The organism is Streptomyces lacrimifluminis (assembly GCF_014646095.1).
GTDB lineage: Bacteria > Actinomycetota > Actinomycetes > Streptomycetales > Streptomycetaceae > Streptomyces > Streptomyces lacrimifluminis.
This window is the reverse complement of record NZ_BMMU01000005.1, coordinates 49,060-68,098: the sequence shown is the minus strand read 5'-3', so window position 1 is coordinate 68,098 and position 19,039 is coordinate 49,060. Positions and strand designations below refer to the sequence as shown.

At 70.7% G+C, this 19,039-nt stretch carries 20 protein-coding genes and 1 pseudogene; 15 read left to right on the top strand and 6 right to left on the bottom strand.

The window, feature by feature from the left end:
• The first annotated feature begins 204 nt into the window (after positions 1 to 204).
• Positions 205 to 837, top strand: a complete 633-nt coding sequence (locus IEY89_RS10240; RefSeq protein ID WP_189147221.1) for a TetR/AcrR family transcriptional regulator — start codon at positions 205 to 207, stop codon at positions 835 to 837.
• A 24-nt stretch (positions 838 to 861) separates the two neighbouring features.
• Here the strand turns inward: IEY89_RS10240 and IEY89_RS10235 are convergent, their stop codons facing one another.
• The 4 genes from IEY89_RS10235 to IEY89_RS10220 form a co-directional block, all read right to left on the bottom strand.
• Positions 862 to 1,185, bottom strand: a complete 324-nt coding sequence (locus IEY89_RS10235) for a DMT family transporter (RefSeq protein WP_189147006.1) — start codon at positions 1,183 to 1,185, stop codon at positions 862 to 864.
• A 104-nt stretch (positions 1,186 to 1,289) separates the two neighbouring features.
• The gene (gene rsgA / locus IEY89_RS10230) at positions 1,290 to 2,300 is read right to left on the bottom strand and encodes a ribosome small subunit-dependent GTPase A (RefSeq protein WP_189147005.1); all 1,011 of its coding nucleotides are present in this window, start codon (positions 2,298 to 2,300) and stop codon (positions 1,290 to 1,292) included.
• Between the two features lie 16 nt (positions 2,301 to 2,316).
• Positions 2,317 to 3,672, bottom strand: a complete 1,356-nt coding sequence (aroA, locus tag IEY89_RS10225; protein WP_189147004.1) for a 3-phosphoshikimate 1-carboxyvinyltransferase — start codon at positions 3,670 to 3,672, stop codon at positions 2,317 to 2,319.
• A 141-nt stretch (positions 3,673 to 3,813) separates the two neighbouring features.
• Positions 3,814 to 4,536: a M50 family metallopeptidase gene (locus IEY89_RS10220; protein ID WP_189147003.1), complete on the bottom strand. Its 723-nt coding sequence runs from the start codon at positions 4,534 to 4,536 to the stop codon at positions 3,814 to 3,816.
• A gap of 50 nt (positions 4,537 to 4,586) precedes the next feature.
• Here IEY89_RS10220 and IEY89_RS10215 point away from each other — a divergent pair, with 50 nt between their 5' ends.
• The 4 genes from IEY89_RS10215 (at position 4,587) to rsrA (ending at position 7,274) form a co-directional block, all read left to right on the top strand.
• Positions 4,587 to 5,402: an SOS response-associated peptidase gene (locus IEY89_RS10215; protein ID WP_189147002.1), complete on the top strand. Its 816-nt coding sequence runs from the start codon at positions 4,587 to 4,589 to the stop codon at positions 5,400 to 5,402.
• 1 nt (position 5,403) lies between these two features.
• Positions 5,404 to 6,048 (top strand): alpha/beta hydrolase family protein, encoded by a 645-nt coding sequence (locus IEY89_RS10210; protein ID WP_189147001.1) that lies wholly within the window; start codon positions 5,404 to 5,406, stop codon positions 6,046 to 6,048.
• 255 nt (positions 6,049 to 6,303) lie between these two features.
• The gene (gene sigR, locus IEY89_RS10205) at positions 6,304 to 6,984 is read left to right on the top strand and encodes an RNA polymerase sigma factor SigR (RefSeq protein WP_189147000.1); all 681 of its coding nucleotides are present in this window, start codon (positions 6,304 to 6,306) and stop codon (positions 6,982 to 6,984) included.
• The gene (gene rsrA / locus IEY89_RS10200) at positions 6,981 to 7,274 is read left to right on the top strand and encodes a mycothiol system anti-sigma-R factor (protein ID WP_189146999.1); all 294 of its coding nucleotides are present in this window, start codon (positions 6,981 to 6,983) and stop codon (positions 7,272 to 7,274) included. The genes sigR and rsrA overlap by 4 nt, the downstream gene beginning before the upstream one ends.
• Before the next feature lie 103 nt (positions 7,275 to 7,377).
• On the opposite strand, the gene IEY89_RS10195 is transcribed toward rsrA, so the two are convergent.
• The gene (locus tag IEY89_RS10195; RefSeq protein WP_189146998.1) at positions 7,378 to 7,743 is read right to left on the bottom strand and encodes a hypothetical protein; all 366 of its coding nucleotides are present in this window, start codon (positions 7,741 to 7,743) and stop codon (positions 7,378 to 7,380) included.
• 163 nt (positions 7,744 to 7,906) lie between these two features.
• Here IEY89_RS10195 and IEY89_RS10190 point away from each other — a divergent pair, with 163 nt between their 5' ends.
• From IEY89_RS10190 to IEY89_RS10150, 9 genes and pseudogenes are all read left to right on the top strand, one after another.
• Positions 7,907 to 8,272: a hypothetical protein gene (locus tag IEY89_RS10190; RefSeq protein WP_229695137.1), complete on the top strand. Its 366-nt coding sequence runs from the start codon at positions 7,907 to 7,909 to the stop codon at positions 8,270 to 8,272.
• A 52-nt stretch (positions 8,273 to 8,324) separates the two neighbouring features.
• On the top strand, positions 8,325 to 9,140 hold the full coding sequence (locus IEY89_RS10185; protein WP_189146997.1) for a hypothetical protein: 816 nt from the start codon (positions 8,325 to 8,327) through the stop codon (positions 9,138 to 9,140).
• Positions 9,141 to 9,445: 305 nt separating this feature from the next.
• Entirely contained in the window at positions 9,446 to 9,889 is a 444-nt protein-coding gene (locus IEY89_RS10180; RefSeq protein WP_268240727.1) for a roadblock/LC7 domain-containing protein, read from the top strand.
• 258 nt (positions 9,890 to 10,147) lie between these two features.
• A pseudogene (locus IEY89_RS10175) lies at positions 10,148 to 11,506 on the top strand (HD-GYP domain-containing protein); the annotation flags it as partial.
• A gap of 344 nt (positions 11,507 to 11,850) precedes the next feature.
• Positions 11,851 to 13,077 carry an HD-GYP domain-containing protein gene (locus IEY89_RS10170; protein ID WP_189146996.1) on the top strand — a complete coding sequence of 409 codons (1,227 nt, stop codon included), beginning with the start codon at positions 11,851 to 11,853 and terminating at the stop codon, positions 13,075 to 13,077.
• 157 nt (positions 13,078 to 13,234) lie between these two features.
• Positions 13,235 to 14,215, top strand: coding sequence for a tetratricopeptide repeat protein (locus IEY89_RS10165; RefSeq protein WP_189146995.1), 981 nt, complete (start codon positions 13,235 to 13,237; stop codon positions 14,213 to 14,215).
• 124 nt (positions 14,216 to 14,339) lie between these two features.
• A complete protein-coding gene (gene def, locus IEY89_RS10160) occupies positions 14,340 to 14,990 on the top strand; it encodes a peptide deformylase (protein ID WP_189146994.1) in 651 nt (216 codons plus the stop codon).
• 308 nt (positions 14,991 to 15,298) lie between these two features.
• On the top strand, positions 15,299 to 16,384 hold the full coding sequence (cyc1, locus tag IEY89_RS10155; protein ID WP_189147218.1) for an epi-isozizaene synthase: 1,086 nt from the start codon (positions 15,299 to 15,301) through the stop codon (positions 16,382 to 16,384).
• A complete protein-coding gene (locus tag IEY89_RS10150) occupies positions 16,381 to 17,751 on the top strand; it encodes a bifunctional albaflavenone monooxygenase/terpene synthase (RefSeq protein ID WP_189146993.1) in 1,371 nt (456 codons plus the stop codon). Before cyc1 ends, IEY89_RS10150 begins: the two co-directional genes overlap by 4 nt.
• Positions 17,752 to 17,781: 30 nt before the next feature.
• Here the strand turns inward: IEY89_RS10150 and IEY89_RS10145 are convergent, their stop codons facing one another.
• Positions 17,782 to 18,744: a GlxA family transcriptional regulator gene (locus tag IEY89_RS10145; RefSeq protein WP_189146992.1), complete on the bottom strand. Its 963-nt coding sequence runs from the start codon at positions 18,742 to 18,744 to the stop codon at positions 17,782 to 17,784.
• 93 nt (positions 18,745 to 18,837) lie between these two features.
• Here IEY89_RS10145 and IEY89_RS10140 point away from each other — a divergent pair, with 93 nt between their 5' ends.
• Complete coding sequence (locus IEY89_RS10140; protein WP_189146991.1) at positions 18,838 to 19,032, top strand: hypothetical protein; 195 nt, start codon at positions 18,838 to 18,840, stop codon at positions 19,030 to 19,032.
• The last annotated feature ends 7 nt before the right edge of the window (positions 19,033 to 19,039 follow it).

Genomic DNA, 19,039 nt, shown 5'->3' with positions numbered 1-19,039 from the left:
GAACCGTATCTTTCACGGCTGCCGCCGGGCTACAGGGGGCAGCGGGTGGGATGACGCGCGGTCGGCCCGCTCTGTCGACGCCGTCGGCTCCCGCGGGGGTGCGAATGTCGATACGCGCCCCCGGGCGCTGTCGCGAACCCTTGACAGTGACTCCGTGCGCGTCAAACCTGGGGCCCAGAGCCGCTCGCCCCTGGGAGGCGGATGATGCCTGCAGCGCGGGATTCCTTGCTGGATGCCGCTTACACGGCGCTCGCGCGTCGTCCGTGGTCCGCGGTGCGCATGGTCGACGTCGCGGCGGCGGCCGGAGTGTCCCGGCAGACCCTGTACAACGAGTTCGGCAGCAAGGAGGGGCTCGCCCGGGCCCTGGTCCGCAGAGAGGCCGACGCCTACCTCGCGGGCGTCGAGCGGGCGTTGACCGGGCCCGCCGACCCCGGTGCCGGTGCGCGGGACCGGCTCACCACGGCCGCCGAGTGGACCGCGTCGGCCGCCCGCGACAACGTCCTCGTACGGGCCCTGCTGACCGGCTGCTGGAGCGAACGGCTGCCCTCGCCGACGCTGTCCGCCGTGCCGTCCTCCACCGTGGTGCCCGCGCAGCGGCGGGCCGACGGTCCGCTGCCCTCACCCGGCGAATTCGTGGCGCTCGTCCGGGACCGTGCCGTGACCGTGCTGTCCGGCGCCGGCGCGGCCAAGTCCGACGTGGCCGAGATGTCCCGTACCTGCGAACTGGCCGTCCGGCTCGCCCTGTCCTGCGTCGCCGCGCCCCCGGGGGAGGGCGGTGTCGCCGGCCTCGTAGGGAGCGTGTTGCGGAGGCCGGACGGCGCTGCCGTGTGGAGCTGAGCGCGCCGGCCGTCCCGCCCGGTGTCAGTGGGCCGAGCCCGACAGCTGCAGGCCGATCACGCCGATGATCACCAGGCTGATCGAGACGATCTTCAGGACGGACACCAGGTCGTCGAGGAAGATCATTCCGTAGATCGCGGTGCCCGCCGCGCCGATGCCGGTCCACACCGCGTACGCCGGGCCCACGTCGAGCTTCTTCAGGGCGAGGGTCAGCAGGCCGAAACTGCCGAGGGCGAAGACGCAGAACGCGACCGTCGGCCAGAGACGGGTGAAGCCGTGGGACAGTTTCAGGCAGACGGCGAAGCCGGTTTCCAGGAGTCCCGCCACAACGACCAGCAGCCACGCCATGTCTTGTCCTCCCGTGTACCGCGTCGACTGCTTCGTCCCGCCCGGATCCGGCTGGGTGCGATTATGCACTTACCGGCTGCCGCCCCGGTCAAACAACGCGGAGGTCAGTCGCCCTCCGTCCGCTCCCTGGTCGACAGCAGCCGGCGCAGGGAGTAGAGCCGCGCCGGATCGGCGTGCCCCTTCTCCACCCACTCGTCCAGCGCGCAGTCGGGCTCGTCGTGACTGCACGCGCGCGGGCAGCCCTCCGTACCCGGTTCCAGGTCGGGGAAGGCGTGGATCACGAGGGACGGGTCGACATGGTGAAGCCCGAACGAACGTACGCCCGGGGTGTCGACCACCCAGCCCGCGTCGCCCGAGAGGGGGAGGGCCAGGGCGGAGGTGGTGGTGTGGCGGCCCCGGCCCGTGACCGCGTTGACGACTCCCGTCGAGCGCCGCTGGTCGTTCGGCACCAGGGCGTTGACCAGGGTCGTCTTGCCGACGCCCGAGTGGCCGACGAACGCCGTGATCTTGCCGTCCAGTTGCTCGCGCACGCGGGCCACGGCGGCCCCGCTCTCCAGCTCCTGGCGGCTCGTGACCACGTACGGGATGTCCAGGGCGCCGTACAGCTCCAGGAGCTTGTCGGGCGGGGCCAGGTCCGACTTGGTCAGGACCAGGAGCGGGGTCAGGCCGCCGGCGTAGGCCGCCACCAGGCAGCGGTCGATCAGACGGGGGCGGGGCTCCGGGTCGGCGAGCGCCGTGACGATGGCCAACTGGTCGGCGTTGGCGACGACCACGCGCTCGTAGGGGTCGTCGTCGTCCGCCGTGCGGCGCAGGAGGGAGGTGCGCGCCCCGATGCGGACGATGCGGGCGAGGGTGTCCTTCTTGCCGGAGAGGTCGCCGATGACGGCCACGTGGTCGCCGACCACAGCGGCCTTGCGGCCCAGTTCGCGGGCCTTCATCGCCATGACGATCCGGTCGTCGACCAGGACGGTCAGCCGGCCCCGGTCGACGGTGAGGACCATGCCGTCGGCCGCGTCCTCGTGCTTCGGGCGGATGTTCGTACGAGGTCGGTTGCCCTTGCGGTTCGGGCGGGAGCGGATGTCGTCCTCGTCGGTGTTCTTGCCGTAGCGGCGCATGATTCCGGTCCGCCCGTCAGTTCCCGAGCATTCCGGCCCCGAGCATTCCGGCCCACAGATCGGGGAAGTCCGGGAGGGTCTTCGCCGTCGTCGCCACGTTCTCGATCCGTACGCCCTCCACCGCCAGCCCGATGATCGCACCGGCCGTCGCCATGCGGTGGTCCTCGTACGTGTGGAAGGTGCCGCCGTGCAGGGGGCGCGGGCGGATGTGCAGGCCGTCGGCCGTCTCGGTCACGTCGCCGCCGAGTTCGTTGATCTCCTTGGTCAGGGCCGCCAGGCGGTCCGTCTCGTGGAGGCGCAGATGAGCCACCCCGGTGAGGGTGGAGGGGGAGTCGGCGAGGGCCGCGACCGCTGCGATGCCCGGGGTCAGCTCGCCGACCTCGCTCAGGTCCACGTCGATGCCGTGGATCGCGCCGGAGCCCGTGAACTCCAGTCCGTACTCGGTGAGTTCGCAGGAGCCGCCCATCTCCGTGAAGATCTCGCGGAGCCGGTCGCCGGGCTGGGTGGTGCGGGCCGGCCAGTCGGGGATCGTCACCTTGCCGCCGGTCACCAGGGCCGCCGCCAGGAAGGGCTGGGCGTTGGAGAGGTCCGGCTCGATGGTGAGGTCCCGGCCGAGCAGCGCCCCTGGCGTGACCCGCCAGACGTTCGGCTCGCCGCCCGACTCCGGGGTGTCCACCTGGGCGCCGACCGCGCGCAGCATGTCGACCGTCATCCGGATGTGGGGGAGCGAGGGCAGGGTCGCGCCGGTGTGGCGGACCTCCACGCCCTGGTTGAAGCGCGGGGCGGAGAGCAGCAGGGCGCTCACGAACTGCGAGGACGAGGACGCGTCGATCGACACCGGGCCGCCGTCCAGGGCGCCGCTGCCGTGCACCGTCAGGGGGAGTGCGCCGCGGCCGTCGTCGTCGATGCGGGCGCCGAGGGCGCGCAGGCCGTCGATCACGCCGTGGAGCGGACGCTCGTACGAACGCGGGTCGCCGTCGAAGCGGATGGGCCCGTCGGCGAGGGCGGCGACCGGGGGCAGGAAGCGCATCACCGTGCCGGCGTTGCCGACGTCGACCGTGGCGGGGCCGTGCAGGCCGGAGGGGATGACGCGCCAGGCCTCGCCGGAACCGTCGGGGCTCCCCGCGACGGTCGAGCTGGACGACACCGTCTCCTCGATGCCGACGCCCATCGTGCGCAGGGCGCCTGCCATCAGGAGGGTGTCGCGAGAGCGGAGGGGGCGGCGCAGCCAGCCGGGCTCCGAGGCGAGGGCGGCGAGGACGAGGGCACGGTTGGTGACGGACTTGGACCCGGGCACGTGGACCGTCGCGTCGACGGCTCCGCTCGCGTGCGGGGCGGGCCAGAGGGCGGGGTCTGCGGGGTTCGGGGCCATGGGTTTACTTTAGTGCGCGGTCGTTATTCGGGTGCGGCGCCGTTGTGGCTGGTCGCGCCCCGCGGCGGAGCCGCACAAGGGATTCAGCCCCGCTCCCCTGTAACGCTGCCCCTTCGGGGCGCGTTACAGGGGCGACCCGCCTCATACCTCCAGCAGCCACCTGCCCCCGCCGATCAGCGAGCACAGGCTCACCGCGTGGAACAGGAAGAGCCACAGGCCCGCCGGGACATGTGTCAGTCGGGACAGCTGGTCCGCGTCCGAGTCGCCCGCGCCGCCCCTGCGGCGCTTGGCCTGGAGTTCGAAGGCAGGGCGGACTCCGCCCAGCAGCAGGAACCACACCACCGCGTAGGCGAACGCCGCCTGGATCTGGGGGCCGGTGAGCCAGGACACCGCCACGAAGGTGCCGCCGGAGACGAAAACCGTGAGGGCGCCGTACGCGTTGCGGATCATCACCAGCATCGCCACCAGCAGCGCCGTTGCCAGCCACAGGAGGGCGGTGATGTGACCGGCGCCGAGGAGCGCGGCGCCGCCGAGGCCGAGCAGCGGGGGAGCGGTGTAGCCGAAGGCGGCCGTGAGGATCATGCCCAGGCCGTGCGGCTTGCCCCGGCTGACGGTGAGGCCGCTGGTGTCGGAGTGCAGGCGGATGCCGGTGAGGGTGCGGCCGGTCAGCAGCGCGACCAGACCGTGACCGCCCTCGTGCGCGATGGTGATCGCGTTGCGGGAGAGGCGCCACAGCGGGTGCGGGACGATCACGGCGAGCGCGGCCACCAGGGTCGCGATCACCACCCACAGGTCGGGGTCGGGCTGGCTGCCGAATATCTCGTCCCAGAGGCCGGCCAGCGAGGTGGATGCGGTGCTGTCCATTGTGGGCGGAGGCTCCCTAGCGTCGCTTCGAATCTGGCAGTGTGGCACGTATGTGCGGTAGGTATGCAGCGAGTCGTGCGCCCGAGGATCTCGCAGGAATCTTTGAGGCCGAGAAGTGGGATCCCGAGGAGACACTCGCCCCTGACTACAACGTGGCCCCGACCAAAGAGGTCTATGCGGTCCTCGACCGCCCTCTCAAGGACGCCGAGGATCCGGATCCGGTTCGGCAGCTGCGGAAGCTGAGATGGGGGCTCGTCCCGTCCTGGGCCAAGACGCCCGAGGGCAGCGCCCGGATGATCAACGCGCGCGCGGAGACGGTCCACGAGAAACCCTCGTTCCGACGTGCCTTCACCACCCGGCGCTGCATCCTGCCCGCCGACGGCTACTACGAGTGGGTCACCGGGACCGGCGAGCGGGAGCTGGAGGTCGAGGGGAAGAAGAAGCGTCCGCGAAAGCAGCCGTACTTCGTGACGCCCGCCGACGGATCGGTCTTCGCGATGGCGGGCCTGTACGAGTTCTGGCGGGACCGGACCCTGCCCGACGACCACCCGCTGGCCTGGTGGGTGACGTGCTCGGTCATCACCACCGAGGCCGAGACCTCCCCGCTGGCGGCAGCTCCCGCCGAGGGCCCGCGCGCCCTGGCCGACATCCATCCCCGGATGCCCCTGATGCTCACCCCGGACCGCTGGGACGCCTGGCTGGACCCGGCCCGTACCGACGTGGACGACCTGCGCGAGCTGCTCGCGCCGCCGCCGACCGGGCTGATGCGCGCCTATCCCGTCCCCACGGCCGTGAGCAACGTCCGCAACAACGGACCGGAGCTGCTGACCGAGCTGGAGGGGCCCGAGGAGGGCACACTCTTCTGACGTGAGCCCTTCTGACACACGTATCGAGACCGTCGAGACCGACGCCGGCACCGCCCGCGTCACCTGGCATCCGGCCGCGAAGGCCCGATTCGTCCTCGCCGTCGGCCATGGCGCCGGCGGGGGCATCGAGGCGCGCGATCTCCGGGCGCTCGCGGGCGAGCTGCCCGCGCACGGCGTCACCGTGGCGCTCGTCGAGCAGCCCTGGCGGGTGGCCGGGAAGAAGGTGGCGCCCGCGCCGAAGACGCTGGACGTGGGGTGGCGGGGAATCTGGCCCGCGCTCGCCCAACCCGGGCTGCCGGTGATCGCGGGCGGGCGCAGCGCCGGGGCCCGCGTGGCCTGTCGTACGGCCGGGGAACTGGGCGCCCTGGCCGTGCTCGCGCTCTCCTTCCCGCTGCACCCACCGGGCAGGCCCGAGAAGTCGCGGGCCGCCGAACTGCTCGGGGCCGGGGTGCCCACCCTGGTCGTCCAGGGCGGCAACGATCCGTTCGGGAAACCGGCCGAGTTCCCGCCGGGGGATCACGAGGTGGTGGAGGTGCCGTACGGCGATCATGGTTTCGCCGTGCCGAAACGGGCATCCGTGGGGCAGGAGGAGGCGATGGCGGTGATCACCGGTCGGGTCGTGGAGTGGGTCGCGTCACTCGGGTGAGGGCCGGGAATGCCGGGCGGCGGACCACTGTTGTGCGGATCAGACACCACGAGCGTGGGGTGACCGTTCGTACGAGAGGAAGTCCGCCGCATGGGTTCGACCATCTGCCCGAATCGCCGCAGCAGCGCTGACCTGGACTGGACGGTGCTGCACGCGTCGAAGACCGCCCCTGTTCGGGCGGCGGGCGGACACGATGTTCGTCTATCCTCCGATTCGAGTGGGGTCGGTTTCGGTCTCACCACGTCGTTGGAGGAGGTGGGTCCGGTCACTGGGACCGACGCAGGGACCGAACACGGCCAGGCGGAGCAGCCCGAGGGTCCGGGCAGGAGCGAGTCGACCGCCGAGCGCAGCGCGCGCTTCGAGCGGGACGCGCTGGAATTCCTCGACCAGATGTACTCCGCCGCGCTGCGCATGACACGCAACCCGGCCGACGCCGAGGACCTGGTGCAGGAGACGTACGCGAAGGCGTACGCGTCCTTCCACCAGTTCCGCGAGGGCACCAACCTCAAGGCGTGGCTGTACCGGATCCTCACGAACACGTTCATCAACTCGTACCGCAAGAAGCAGCGCGAACCCCAGCGCAGCGGGGCCGAGGAGATCGAGGACTGGCAGCTCGCGCGTGCCGAGTCGCACATGTCGACCGGTCTGCGCTCCGCCGAGTCGCAGGCGCTCGACCACCTGCCCGACTCGGACGTCAAGGAAGCGCTGCAGGCGATTCCGGAGGAATTCCGGATCGCGGTGTATCTCGCGGACGTAGAGGGCTTTGCGTACAAGGAGATCGCGGACATCATGGGGACACCCATCGGCACGGTGATGTCCCGGCTGCACCGAGGCCGTCGTCAGCTGCGCGGCATGCTCGAGGACTACGCCCGTGACCGTGGCCTTGTCCCGGCCGGTGCCGGAGAGTCGAACGAAGCGAAAGGCTCGGGGTCATGAGCTGCGGAGACCATCACGAGACGGACTGCAGTGAAGTGCTCGATCATCTCTACGAGTTCCTCGACCGGGAGATGCCGGACTCGGACTGCACCAAGTTCGAGGTCCACTTCGAGGAGTGCTCTCCGTGCCTGGAGAAGTACGGGCTCGAACAGGCCGTGAAGAAGCTCGTCAAGCGCTGCTGCGGTCAGGACGACGTGCCGGCCGACCTGCGCGCCAAGGTCATGGGGCGGCTCGACATGATCCGCTCCGGGCAGGCGGTGCCCGACCACGACGTGGCTGCCGAGAGCTGACTCGGCCGGACCACAGCCGTACGCCGTCGGCCCCGCGGAAGCGGGGCCGATCGTCGTTTCTCCCTTGATCTCTTCCCTTGGTCCTTCCGCCCGGTCGCGAACCTCAGACGTCCAGGCCGTTCTCGATTCTCTTCAGGCTGTGCCGGGCCAGCGCCAGGTTGCTGCGCGACCGGTCGAGCGCGATGTACAGGAAGAGCGCGCCCTTGCTGCTGGCCAGCGGGCGGATCAGGTGGTACTGCCTGCCCAGCGTGATGAGGATGTCCTCGATGCTGTCGTTCATGTCCAGCGAGGCCAGCGTGCGCATCTTCGCCCGGACGACCTCGGTGTTGCCCGCCGCCGCGAGCTCAAGGTCCAGGCCCGGGCCACCGCCGAGGGTGCCGAGCGACATACCGCTGTCGTAGTCGACGAGCGCCACTCCGAGCGCCCCGTCCACGGTCATGGCTTCCTTGAGCGCTGTCTCGATGTTCATTCCGCTGCCCCAATTCCTCAGTGACGCTGACCGGTCGCTGTCCGTGCAACTACGATCGAACTCAAGCGACTTGCGGGTCACAAAACATCAACTTTGTTGTGCGTTACGAAAGTTGTCGCTCAAAGTACTGCGTAGCGGTCGTACGCGAAGGGGGAATGGCGAAATGTCGACGGCAGTTGAGGCTTCGCTGGCCCGGTTCCTCGACTCCCCCGGCGTCACCGGTGTCGCCCTAGTCGACGCCGTCACCGGCCTCACCTACGGAGTGGCGGGGGACACCGCCGAGGCCGGGGACGGCTCGGAGAGCTCCGAGTTCGCCGCCCTCGTCGCCGAACGGCTGGGCCGGGCGGGCGCCGAGGGCGAGCTGGAGAGCGTCGTCACGACCAGTCTGCGACGCCATCAGGTCCTGGTCACCGTGGGCCGCCCGGCGGGCGACCCGCTCCTGCTGACAGCCGGACTCGACCGGGCGCGGGTCAATCTCGCGCTCGCCGCGCGCAGCATGGGCGACCTGGCCGGCGAGGTGCTGGCATGACCGGCCCGGCCGGCACCACTCGTACGACCGGCCCGAGAGCGTGGGTGAGTGCATGAGGGCATCTGCCGCGCGCAATCTGCCCGCCCTGCTGCTGGGACTGCGCGAGGAGGGATTCAGCGGCACGGTACGGGTCGCGGGCACCCCGGGCGGCACGATCCACCTGCGCGACGGACTGGTGGGCGCGATCGAGACACCGGGCGCGCCGACCGCCACCTCCACACTGCTGACCTCGGGCCGGATCGGCGACGAGGACTGGCTCGCCGCGTGCGCCGCGCAGCGCGGCGCGGACCTGCTCGGTGAACGCCTGGTCGCCGACGGCCTGGTGGGCGCCGCCGAACTCGAAGTCGTCTGCGCGGCCGCCGTGTTCGACGCGGCCTTCGCCCTATCGCTGGGCGCGCCGGGCAGTTGGGAGCTGGGCGACCCGGAGCCGGCACTCCTCGCCCGACCGGGCGTGGAGCCACGGCAGTTGACCGCCGAGACAACGCGGCGCATCTCGCTGCTCAGCCGCCTGTGGGGACCCCCGGGCGAGCTGGTCCGCGTGCGCCCCGTACCGGGTATGGGGGTTGTGGAGGGGCCGCTGTCCGGTCGGCACGAGGACATTCTGAACCAGGTCAACGGGCGCCGTACGGCCCGGGACATCGCCTTCGCACTGGGGCGCGGGCTGTACGCCGTGACGCTGGACCTGATCCGTATGCAGACGCTCGGGTTCCTCCGCTGGGAAACCCCGACCGTCCCCGGTGGCCGGCCCAGCACGGCGCCACGTGTCACCCCTGGCCGTACGCCGGCCGCCGGCCCACCGCCGGTGCCGTCGAGAACCGAGCCGCTGCCGAGGCGCACGCCCCGTGGCGGAGAGAAAGGGGGGAAGTGAGTGCGGACGATGGAAGAGATGACCCAGGCACTGACCGAAGTGCTGAGGGAAGCACCGACCGACGTGCTGACGGAATCGATGAGGCACACGATGAGGGAAACGCGGTCCAAGACGACCCGGGTGTGAGAGAACCCCCTCTGCCCGTACGGAAGGCGCTTCCCGTACGGGGTGCCGCGAACCCTGCCCAGCTGGGCCCCTCGGCCGAAGAGCTGGCCGCCGATCAACCCTCTGTCGAGACGCTGCGGCGGGTCCGCCATGCGTTGCGTGCTCTTCCTGAGCCCGACTGACCGCAAGGAGTACGTCCCATGGGTCCCCTGAGCCCTCCGAGTCCCCTGAGCGACAATCCGCAGCCTCCCCGATCCCCTCAATCTCCCCAGTCCGCCCAGCTGACCGACATCCTGATCTCGTTGCGAGACCGGGTGATGGGAGTCTCGGAGAGCGTTCTGTCCACGGTGGACGGCCTTCTCGTCGTGGCCGACGCGGACACCGTGCACCCCGAGTCGGTCGCGGCGCTCGCCGCCGCGACGCTCGGGGTCAGCCGTCGTATCGCCGAGCAGGCGAAGATCGGCGCTCTGCGCGAGGTGGTCGCCCGGTGCGGCTCCGGGCATGTCATCGTGCTGGCCGTCGGCGAACGCGCGCTGCTGACCGTCGTGGGCGACGACGGGCTGGACATCGCCACGTTCCAGCGCGAATCCCCGGCCACGGTCGAGGAGTTGACCAAGGTGCTGGCGGCGGATGTGGCGTACTGAGCCGACCTGCCGACCTGCCGACCTGCCGACCTGCCGACCTGCCGACCTGCCGACCTGATCTGCCGAGCCGGTCTGTCGACCCGACAGGTCGGCTCACCCTAACGGGCTAATCTGCGGTTCCTGAGGCCTGAGATTCGGTCAATCCCTCCGTACGGCCGCGGTCGGCCGTCCTATCCTCCATGTCCCGGAGCCTGAACGGGCTGGTGCCGAACGTCAGCCCGGCCGGCGCCGGTCCGGGACGCGGGGGAGGGGAGCGCCATGCGGTCGATCACGCCGTGGGCGCGTGTCTACGTCATCGCCGTCGCCGTGGGAGCCGTCCTCTGTGCGGCGCCCGTCCGGTTCGCGCACGCCCCCTGGGGCGCCGTGGCGCTGTTCACCGCGCTGTGCGCCGCGTGCGAGCAGCTCGCGGTCGGCCGGTTCGGCGGGGGCCGGGGGCACGAGGGGCCGGGCGCCACCGGCCCCGGGGGCGCCGGTGGCGGGCCGCCCCGGTGGCACACGCCCGTCCTGCTCGCCGCTGCCTTCCTGCTGCCGCCCGCGGCTGCCGCCCTTGTGCCGCTGCCGGGCGCGCTGCTCGTCCGGGGCGGCGAGCGAACGCCCTGGCCGCGTCGGGTCTGGCGGGCCGGGCAGCTGGGGATCGGCGCCTGGACGGCCTCGTGGGTGCACTGGTCGCTCGGCGGGCCGGACGCGGTCGTCTCCTCCTACTTTCCGTACACGTTGGTCACCGCCGGGGTGGCCGTTGTCGCGTTCTGCCTGGTCCTGGCCCTGCTCGACGGAGGCATCCTGGCGCTCGCCGAACGGGTGCCGGTGCGGCTGGCCTGGCGGGGGCTGTTCGTACGGTCACTGGTGCCGGTCGGGGTGCACGGGCTCGCCGGGCTGATGATGGCCGTCCTGTGGCGCGGCCCGTACGGGCCCGTCGCCGCGTTGCTCGTGCTGCTGCCGATGTGGGTGTCCTGGTGGGTGTTCGCGCAGTACCACCGGGAGCGGGCGGCGCACCAGGCGACGATCAGGGCGCTCGTGCAGGCCGTGGACATCAAGGACGGATACACGCGCGGGCACAGCGAGCGGGTCGGGCAGGCGTCGATGATGATCGCGCGGGAACTGGGCATGGACGACGAGCGGGTCGAACTGCTGCGGTTCGCCGGAATCCTGCACGACGTGGGCAAGCTGGGCGTGCCCACGCGGCTGCTGCGCAAGGACGGGCCGTTGACCCCCCAGGAGCGGCGCGTGATCGAGCTGCACCCGGAGTACGGACACGAGATGGTCCGGGGGATCGGCTTCCTCGGGGAGGCCCGGTCGGCGATCCTGCACCATCACGAGCGGCTGGACGGGAGCGGGTACCCCTACGGGCTGGTCGGCGGCCAGATCCCGGAGTTCGCGCGTGTGGTCGCCGTCGCGGACGCGTTCGACGCGATGACGTCGACCCGGTCGTACAGCCGGGCCCGGCCGGTGCGGGTTGCTCTGGCGGAACTGGAGAGGTGCGCGGGGTCGCAGTTCGATCCGGTGATGGTGGGGGCGTTGACGCGTGCGCTCGGCCGACGGGGTGGGTGGCATCCGGTGGTGACAGCTGACGGGGTCCAGTCCCGTCGTGATTACCCACCCACTCCGCCCGTTTCCAGTCGGACACCAACGTGCCCCGACTCCGGCCCTGTCCCCGGTCCCAGCGGCCTCGTCCCCGGCTGTCTCCCTGGCCCCGACTCCGGCCCTGTCCCCGGCCGTCTCCCCGGCCCCGGTCCCGACTCCGGCCGCCTCCCCGGCCGTCTCCCCGGCCCTGGTCCCGGCCCCGGTCCCGGCCCCGGCCCCGTCCCTGGTCCCGACTCCGGCCCCGGCCGTCTCCCCGACTCCGGCCGCCTCCCCGGCCGTGTCCCTGGCCCTGGCCCCAGCCCCGATCCCGACTCCGGCCCCGATCCCCTTTCCCTTCCCGTTCCCCTTCCTGGGCAGGTTCGGAGTGACGGCGGGGTGACATGAGAGCCCTCGTTCATGCCGCCGCCGCCCTTCTCACCCTTCTCTCCCTCGCCCACACTTTCTGGTCCGGCCTCGACGGGCGTGCCGTCGCGCTCTCCTTCGGGCTGCTTGTCACGCTCGGGGAGCTGACGCGGTGGAGCGGGCCCGAGTCGCGGGAGGCGGCGCCGCTCGCCGCCGCCGGAGCGCTGTCGTACGCGCTGCTCGGGGAGGACGCCGGGCGGGCCACGCACCATGGGGCGTTTCAGGTCGTCGCCGTCGTCGTCGCGGCCACCCTCGTCGGCTGCGTACCGCATGTCGCGCGCGGACAGGGGCCGACCGCCGACCATCTCGCCCGCCGGGTGCTCACCGCCGGGTTCGCCGCCATCTGCTTCCAACCCCTCTACAACCAGGGCGTGTTCGAAGCCTGGGGCGGCCCCGCCTACGTTCTGCTGCTCGTCGCGCTGCTCGTGCTCACCGCGCTCTGCGACGCCGTACTCGCCGCCGCGCTCGCCCACGCGCGCACCGGCTGGCCCTTCGGTCCGCTGCTGCGGGACGAGCTGCGGGCCATGCTGGGGATCGGGACCGCCGTGTGCGCCACCGGGGTGGTCATGGCGCTGGCCGTCGCCGTCGTCGGGCTCTGGGCGCTGCCCGTCTTCTCGCTGCCGCTGCTCCTCACGCAGCTCGCCTTCCGGCGGTACGCGGCCGTGCGGGCCACCTATCGGCAGACGATCGCGTCCCTGGCCCGCGCCACCGAGATCGCCGGGTACACCCCGGCCGGGCACGCGCGGCGCGTCGCGGTGCTCAGCCGGGCGGTGGGGCGGGAACTGGGGCTGTCGGAGGCGGAGCTGACCGTGCTGGAGTACGCGGCCCTCATGCACGACATCGGGCAGCTCAGCCTCGTCGACCCGGTACCGGCCGGGGCCACCGCCGTACTCCCGGTGGAGGAACAGCGCCGGATCGCGCTGCTCGGCGGGGCCGTCGTACGGCAGACGGGGGTGGCGGCGGCGGTTGCCGTGGTGGTGGAGCGGCAGGCCGATCCGTACCGGGAGCAACCGGTGTCCGCGCGCATCGTGCGGACCGTCAACGCCTACGAGGAGAAGGTGCGGGACGCCGGAGCGGGCGGTCCGCTGCGGGCGCTCGAGGAGCTGCGGCTGGGAACCGGCCGGGACTATCAGCCCGAAGTGGTGGAATCCCTCGGGCGGGTACTCGCCAGGAATGGCGGAGTCGTCCGGGAGCGCATCGGTTGAAGATGGTGGTGGGAGAGGGGTGGACGGTCTTACGCTGCCCTCGGTTGGGTAACCCATGGGTAATGAGCGCCCCTCCAGCGGTCCGTGGTTGGATGCGAGGGAGAGGCTGTACGGGGGCAGAAGCCGGCCCACTCCACGGCACTGGCAGGCGGGAATCGTGAGGATCTTCGGCAAGGGGCGGCACCGGCCCTCCGCCTCATGGCGGCAGGCCACCGATCGCGCGTTCACGCTGATCGGTGACGGGCGGTACGAGGACGCGGGCGCGCTGCTGACACGTGCCGCCGATCTTGAACCCTGGCTGTCCGAGTCCTGGTTCAACCTCGCTCTGCTGCACAAGTTCCGGCACGACTGGGAGCAGGCCCGGGCGGCAGGCCTGCGCGCCGTGGCGCTGCTGGACCGGGAGACCGGGGCCCCCGATTGGTGGAACGTGGGCATCGCGGCCACCGCCCTCCAGGACTGGCCGCTGGCCCGGCGGGCCTGGCAGGCGTACGGGCTGCGGGTGCCCGGGGGTGCCACCGCCGCCGGTGAGCCCGTCGGGATGGATCTGGGCAGCGCGGCCGTACGGCTGTCGCCCGAGGGCGAGGCCGAGGTCGTGTGGGGGCGGCGGCTGGACCCCGCCCGTATCGAGGTGCTGTCGATCCCGCTGCCGTCCTCCGGGCGGCGCTGGGGCGAGGTCGTGCTGCACGACGGAGTGCCGCACGGGGAGCGGACGACCGCGGCCGGGCACTCCTACCCCGTGTTCGACGAGATCGAGCTGTGGGCGCCCTCGCCCGTACCCACCTGGGTGGTCCTCCTGGAAGCCGCCGCCGAGGACGACCGGGACGCCCTGGAGCGACTGGCGTCCGACGCCGGCTTCGCCGCGGAGGACTGGTCGTCGTCGGTGCGGTTGCTGTGCCGCACGTGCTCGGAGTCCCGGATGCCGTCCGACGAGGGTGACGGTGAGCATCTCGATCCGCACGACCACAGTGAGCCGGGGCACCCCGGGCCGCTGGGACACCGTACGGACGGGCAGTTGTGGGCGCCGGAGCGGGAGTGTGGCATCGCTGCCCCGGCGTCCCTCGTGCGCGGGTTGCTGGACGGGTGGGTCGCGGACAGTCCGGAGAGCCGGGACTGGCGGGATCTCGAAGAGGTGTGTTAGGTCTCGTTGCCGGGTGCGGGTCCGTTGTGGCTGATCGCGCAGTTCCCCGCACCCCTGTCAGGGCGCTCCCCGTACCCTGTATCAGCAACTCACCCCAGTTTTTGCAGGAAGGCATACGTCGGTCATGGCGCAGCAGGACACCGATCAGCAGCACGTGGGCGTGCTTCCCGTGGACGACGAGGGCTTCGTCATCGACACCGAGGACGGCGAGGAGCGCGAGGCCGCCTGGCGTGAGCGCGGGACCTCGCGGCCCATCACCGTCGTCGGCAACCCGGTGCTGCACAAGGAGTGCCAGGACGTCACCGAGTTCGGCGCGGAGCTGGACCAGCTGGTCGCGGACATGTTCGCCAGCCAGCGCACCGCCGAGGGCGTCGGCCTCGCCGCCAACCAGGTGGGCGTCGACCTGAAGGTCTTCATCTACGACTGCCCCGACGACGAGGGCGCCCGGCACACCGGTGTCATCTGCAACCCGAAGCTGGTCGAGCTGCCCGCCGACCGGCGCCGGCTGGACGACAGCAACGAGGGCTGCCTCTCGGTGCCGACCGCGTACGCGCCGCTCGCTCGGCCCGACTACGCCGAGGTGACCGGGCAGGACGAGAAGGGCAACCCGATCAAGGTGCGCGGCACCGGCTACTTCGCGCGCTGTCTGCAGCACGAGACCGATCACCTGTACGGGTACCTGTACATCGACCGGCTCTCCAAGCGTGAGCGCAAGGACGCGCTGCGGCAGATGGCCGAGAACGAGCCCCGGTACCCCGTGGTCGCGAACGACTGACAACTTCTGACAACGTCTGAGGCACACGGACACGCGAACGGCTCCTGGTCAGGGTGAGGCTCTGACCAGGAGCCGTTCGCGTGTCCGTCGCACGTTCGATCGAAATCTGGACTCAAGCGCGCCTCCAGTGATCCAGAATCAGTCAAGCGAGAGGTGAATCTCGGCAGCTTGGGGTAGTGAAGGAAGCAAATCCGTTCCCAGAACGGTCAGTTGTGGTGCTGAATGGGAACTGCGGGGATACGCAACGGCGCACGCCCGGCACAGCGGGAGAGGTGTTGCGCCAACTCGCGGCTGAGAGGGGTTTGTTCGTGCCTGCTTTCCCATACAGCACCTCACCGGCGACACCAGCGGTAGCGATCCCACCATCACTGGCCTTACCTGTGATCGAGGCGGCGTTTCCCCGGCAACTGCATCCGTATTGGCCCCGACTGCAGGAGATGACCAGGGGCTGGCTGCTGGAAAAACGCCTCATGTCGGCGGACAAGGTCGCAGAATATGCCGACGGACTTTGCTACACCGACCTCATGGCCGGGTACTACCTCGGCGCCCCGGAGGAGGTACTCCAGGCGATAGCGGACTTCAGTGCCTGGTTCTTCGTCTGGGACGACCGCCACGACCGCGACATCGTGCACGGCCGACCCGCCTCCTGGCGGCATCTCAAGGGCCGGCTCCATGCCGCCCTGGACGCACCCGGGCTGTTTCTGTACCACCGGGACCCGCTGGTCGCGGGGTTCGCGGACAGTGTGCTGCGCCTGTACTCGTTCCTGGGCAGGAGGTGGAACGCCCGCTTCGCGCGGCACTTCCACGAGGTGATCGAGGCATACGACCGTGAATTCCGTAACCGCACAAACGGAACCGTGCCAAAAGTCGATGAATATCTCGAACTTCGGCGGCTCACCTTCGCGCACTGGATCTGGACCGATCTCCTGGAACCGAGCGCGGGATGTGAACTTCCGGCCATGGTGAGGAAACACCCGGCATTCCGCCGGGCGGCGCTACTGAGTCAGGAATTCGCCGCCTGGTACAACGACCTCTGCTCGCTCCCGAAGGAAATCGCGGGCGACGAGGTGCACAATCTCGGAATCAGTCTGATCCGGCACGACGGGCTGACACTCGAAGAGGCCGTCACGGAAATCAGAGGGCGGGTCGAGGGGGCCGTCATGGAATTCCTCTCGACGGAACAGGAAGTGCGCAGGTTCGCCGAATCACTGGACGACGGCAGTGCGCGGGGAAAGCAGATCAGCACCGCGGTGAGTTCCTGCCTCGGCAATATGCGGAACTGGTTCAGTTCCGTCTACTGGTTCCACCACGAGTCCGGCCGCTACATGGTCGACAACTGGGACGACCGCTCCACACCCCCGTACGTCAACAACGAAGCGGCAGGTGAGAAATGACCGTCGAATCAGTACGTCCCGCGTCCCCCCACGCCAGGGAGCTGCCCGATCCGCCCTTCGCGGGCGGCGGTGTCCCGCTCCTCGGCCACGGCTGGCAGCTGCTCCGCGACCCGCTGGGCTACTTCGCCCGGCTCCGCGACCACGGCGACGTCGTACGGCTGAAACTCGGCCCCAAGACGGTGTACGCCGCCACCGCGCCGGAACTGGTCGGGGAACTCGCGCTGAACCCCGACTACATCATCGGCGGCCCGCTGTGGGAGTCCCTCGAAGGACTGCTCGGCAAGGAGGGCGTGGCCACCGCCAACGGGCCCACCCACCGGCGTCAACGGCGCACCATCCAGCCCGCGTTCAGGCTGGACGTCCTCCCCGAGTACGGGCCGGTCATGACGGAGGAGGCGCAGGCGTTCGCCCGGCGCTGGCAGCCGGGCGAGGTCATCGACTGCACCTCGGAGTCCTTCCGGATCGCCGTGCGGATCGCGGCCCGCTGTCTGCTGCGCGGCGACTACATGGACGAGCGGGCCGAACGGCTGTGCGCCGCGCTCGCCACGGTGTTCCTGGGGATGTACCGGCGCATGGTGATCCCGGCGGGACCGCTCTACCGGCTTCCGCTGCCGGCCAACCTCACATTCAACCGGGCCCTGGCCGATATGCATCTCGTCGTCGACGAGATCGTGGCCGAGCGTCGGGCATCCGGTCAAAAACCGGACGATTTGCTGACGGCGTTGCTGACAGCGAAGAACGAGAATGGCGACCCCATAGGCGAACAGGAGATCCATGACCAGGTCATCGCCATAGTCACCCCGGGCGCCGAAACCGTCGCCTCCACGATCATGTCCCTGCTCCAGGTCCTCGCCGAACAGCCGGAACACGCCGACAAGGTCGCCGAAGAGGCGGAATCGGTCGGGGGCGACCGCGCGGTCGCATTCGCGGACGTCCGCAAGCTGGCGCACACGAACAATGTCGTCGTCGAGACGATGCGTTTGCAGCCGCCCGTATGGATATTGACACGGCGGGCGGTGGCCGAGACCGAGCTGGGCGGCTATCGGATTCCGGCCGGTGCCGATCTCGTGTACAGCCCGTACGCGATACAGCGCGATCCGCGTTCGTACGAGCGGAACACCGAGTTCGACCCCGACCGCTGGCTTCCGGAACGTGTCAAGGACCTGCCCAAGTACGCGATGACCCCGTTCGGCGTGGGCAACCGCAAGTGTCCGAGTGACCATTTCTCGATGGCCATGCTGACCATTCTCACGGCCGAGGTGGCGAGGAAGTGGCGCTTCGAACGGGTGCCCGGATCGCGCGACGCGGTCCGTGTGGGCATCACGCTGCACCCGGACCGGATGCTGCTGCGGGCGATACCCCGCTGAAGGGGCCCGGACGGGGAAGCGGGCGTACGGTCAGGCGGCTTCCGGGCCCTTGAACGTACGCCGGTACGCCTGTGGGGTGGTCCCCAGGGACCGTACGAACTGGTGGCGCAGCGCCGCCGCGTTGCCGAACCCGGTGCGCCAGGCGATCGCGTCCATCGTCTCGTCCGTCGCTTCCAGCAACTGCTGTGCCAGTAGGACGCGTTGCCGCAGAATCCAGCGGTAGGGCGTGGTGCCGGTCTCCTGCTGGAAGCGGCGGGCGAAGGTGCGCGGCGACATATGGGCGCGCTCGGCCAGCTGCTCGACGGTCACCTCCTCGTCGAGATGGCGCTCCATCCACACCAGCACCTCCCCGACGGTGTCGCACCGCGACCGGGGCAGGGGCCGCTCGATGTACTGGGCCTGCCCGCCGTCCCGGTGCGGCGGTACGACCATCCGGCGGGCGATGGCGTTGGCCACCTCGGGCCCGTGCTCCTCCCGTACGAGGTGCAGACAGGCGTCGATCCCGGCGGCCGTGCCGGCGGAGGTGATCACCGGTCCCTCGTCGACGTACAGCACGTCCGGCTCGACCCGGACCCTCGGATAGCGCCGGGCCAGCTCGTCGGCGTGCCGCCAGTGCACCGCGCACCGCCGGCCGTCCAGCAGTCCCGCGGCGGCGAGCACGAAGGCCCCGGAACAGACGCTGAGCACCCGGGCCCCGCGCTCCACGGCCCGCCGCAGCGCGGCCAGCAGCTCCGGCGGATACTCCCGGTCCGTATAGGTCTGGCCGGCCGGTACGGCGATCAGGTCGGCGGTCTCCAGACGCTCCAGCCCGTGTTCCGTACCGACCGTGAAGCCCGCGTGGGTGCTCAGTGTCGGGCCCTCGGCCGAGGCGACCGCGAAGTCGTACACCGGCAGGCCCTCGTCGCTGCGGTCGAGGCCGAAGACCTCGCAGACGACACCGAGTTCGAAGGGGTGCACTCCGTCGAGCAGAACTACGGCAACGTTTTCGAGCATGTCTCCAGTGTGCCTCGGTATTGGCAGGAAATCGAGGGTGTGCGGCAGTCCTGCCACTGACGGTCAGGAGCATTCGGCGCGAGACTAATGTCCATGAACACAGCAACGGACAACATCGTCGGAATCCTCGTCGTCGTCGCGATCTTCGTGCTCCTCGCCCTCCCGTCCCTCGTCGGGCTGGCGCGCGACCGGCACATCGACCGCCAGCTCCGCACGGCCCAGCAGGCCGACGGGGCGACCCGGGTCCGCCCGGCGATCACCGCCCAGGACGTGACCCGGGCGGCGTGACCCGGCC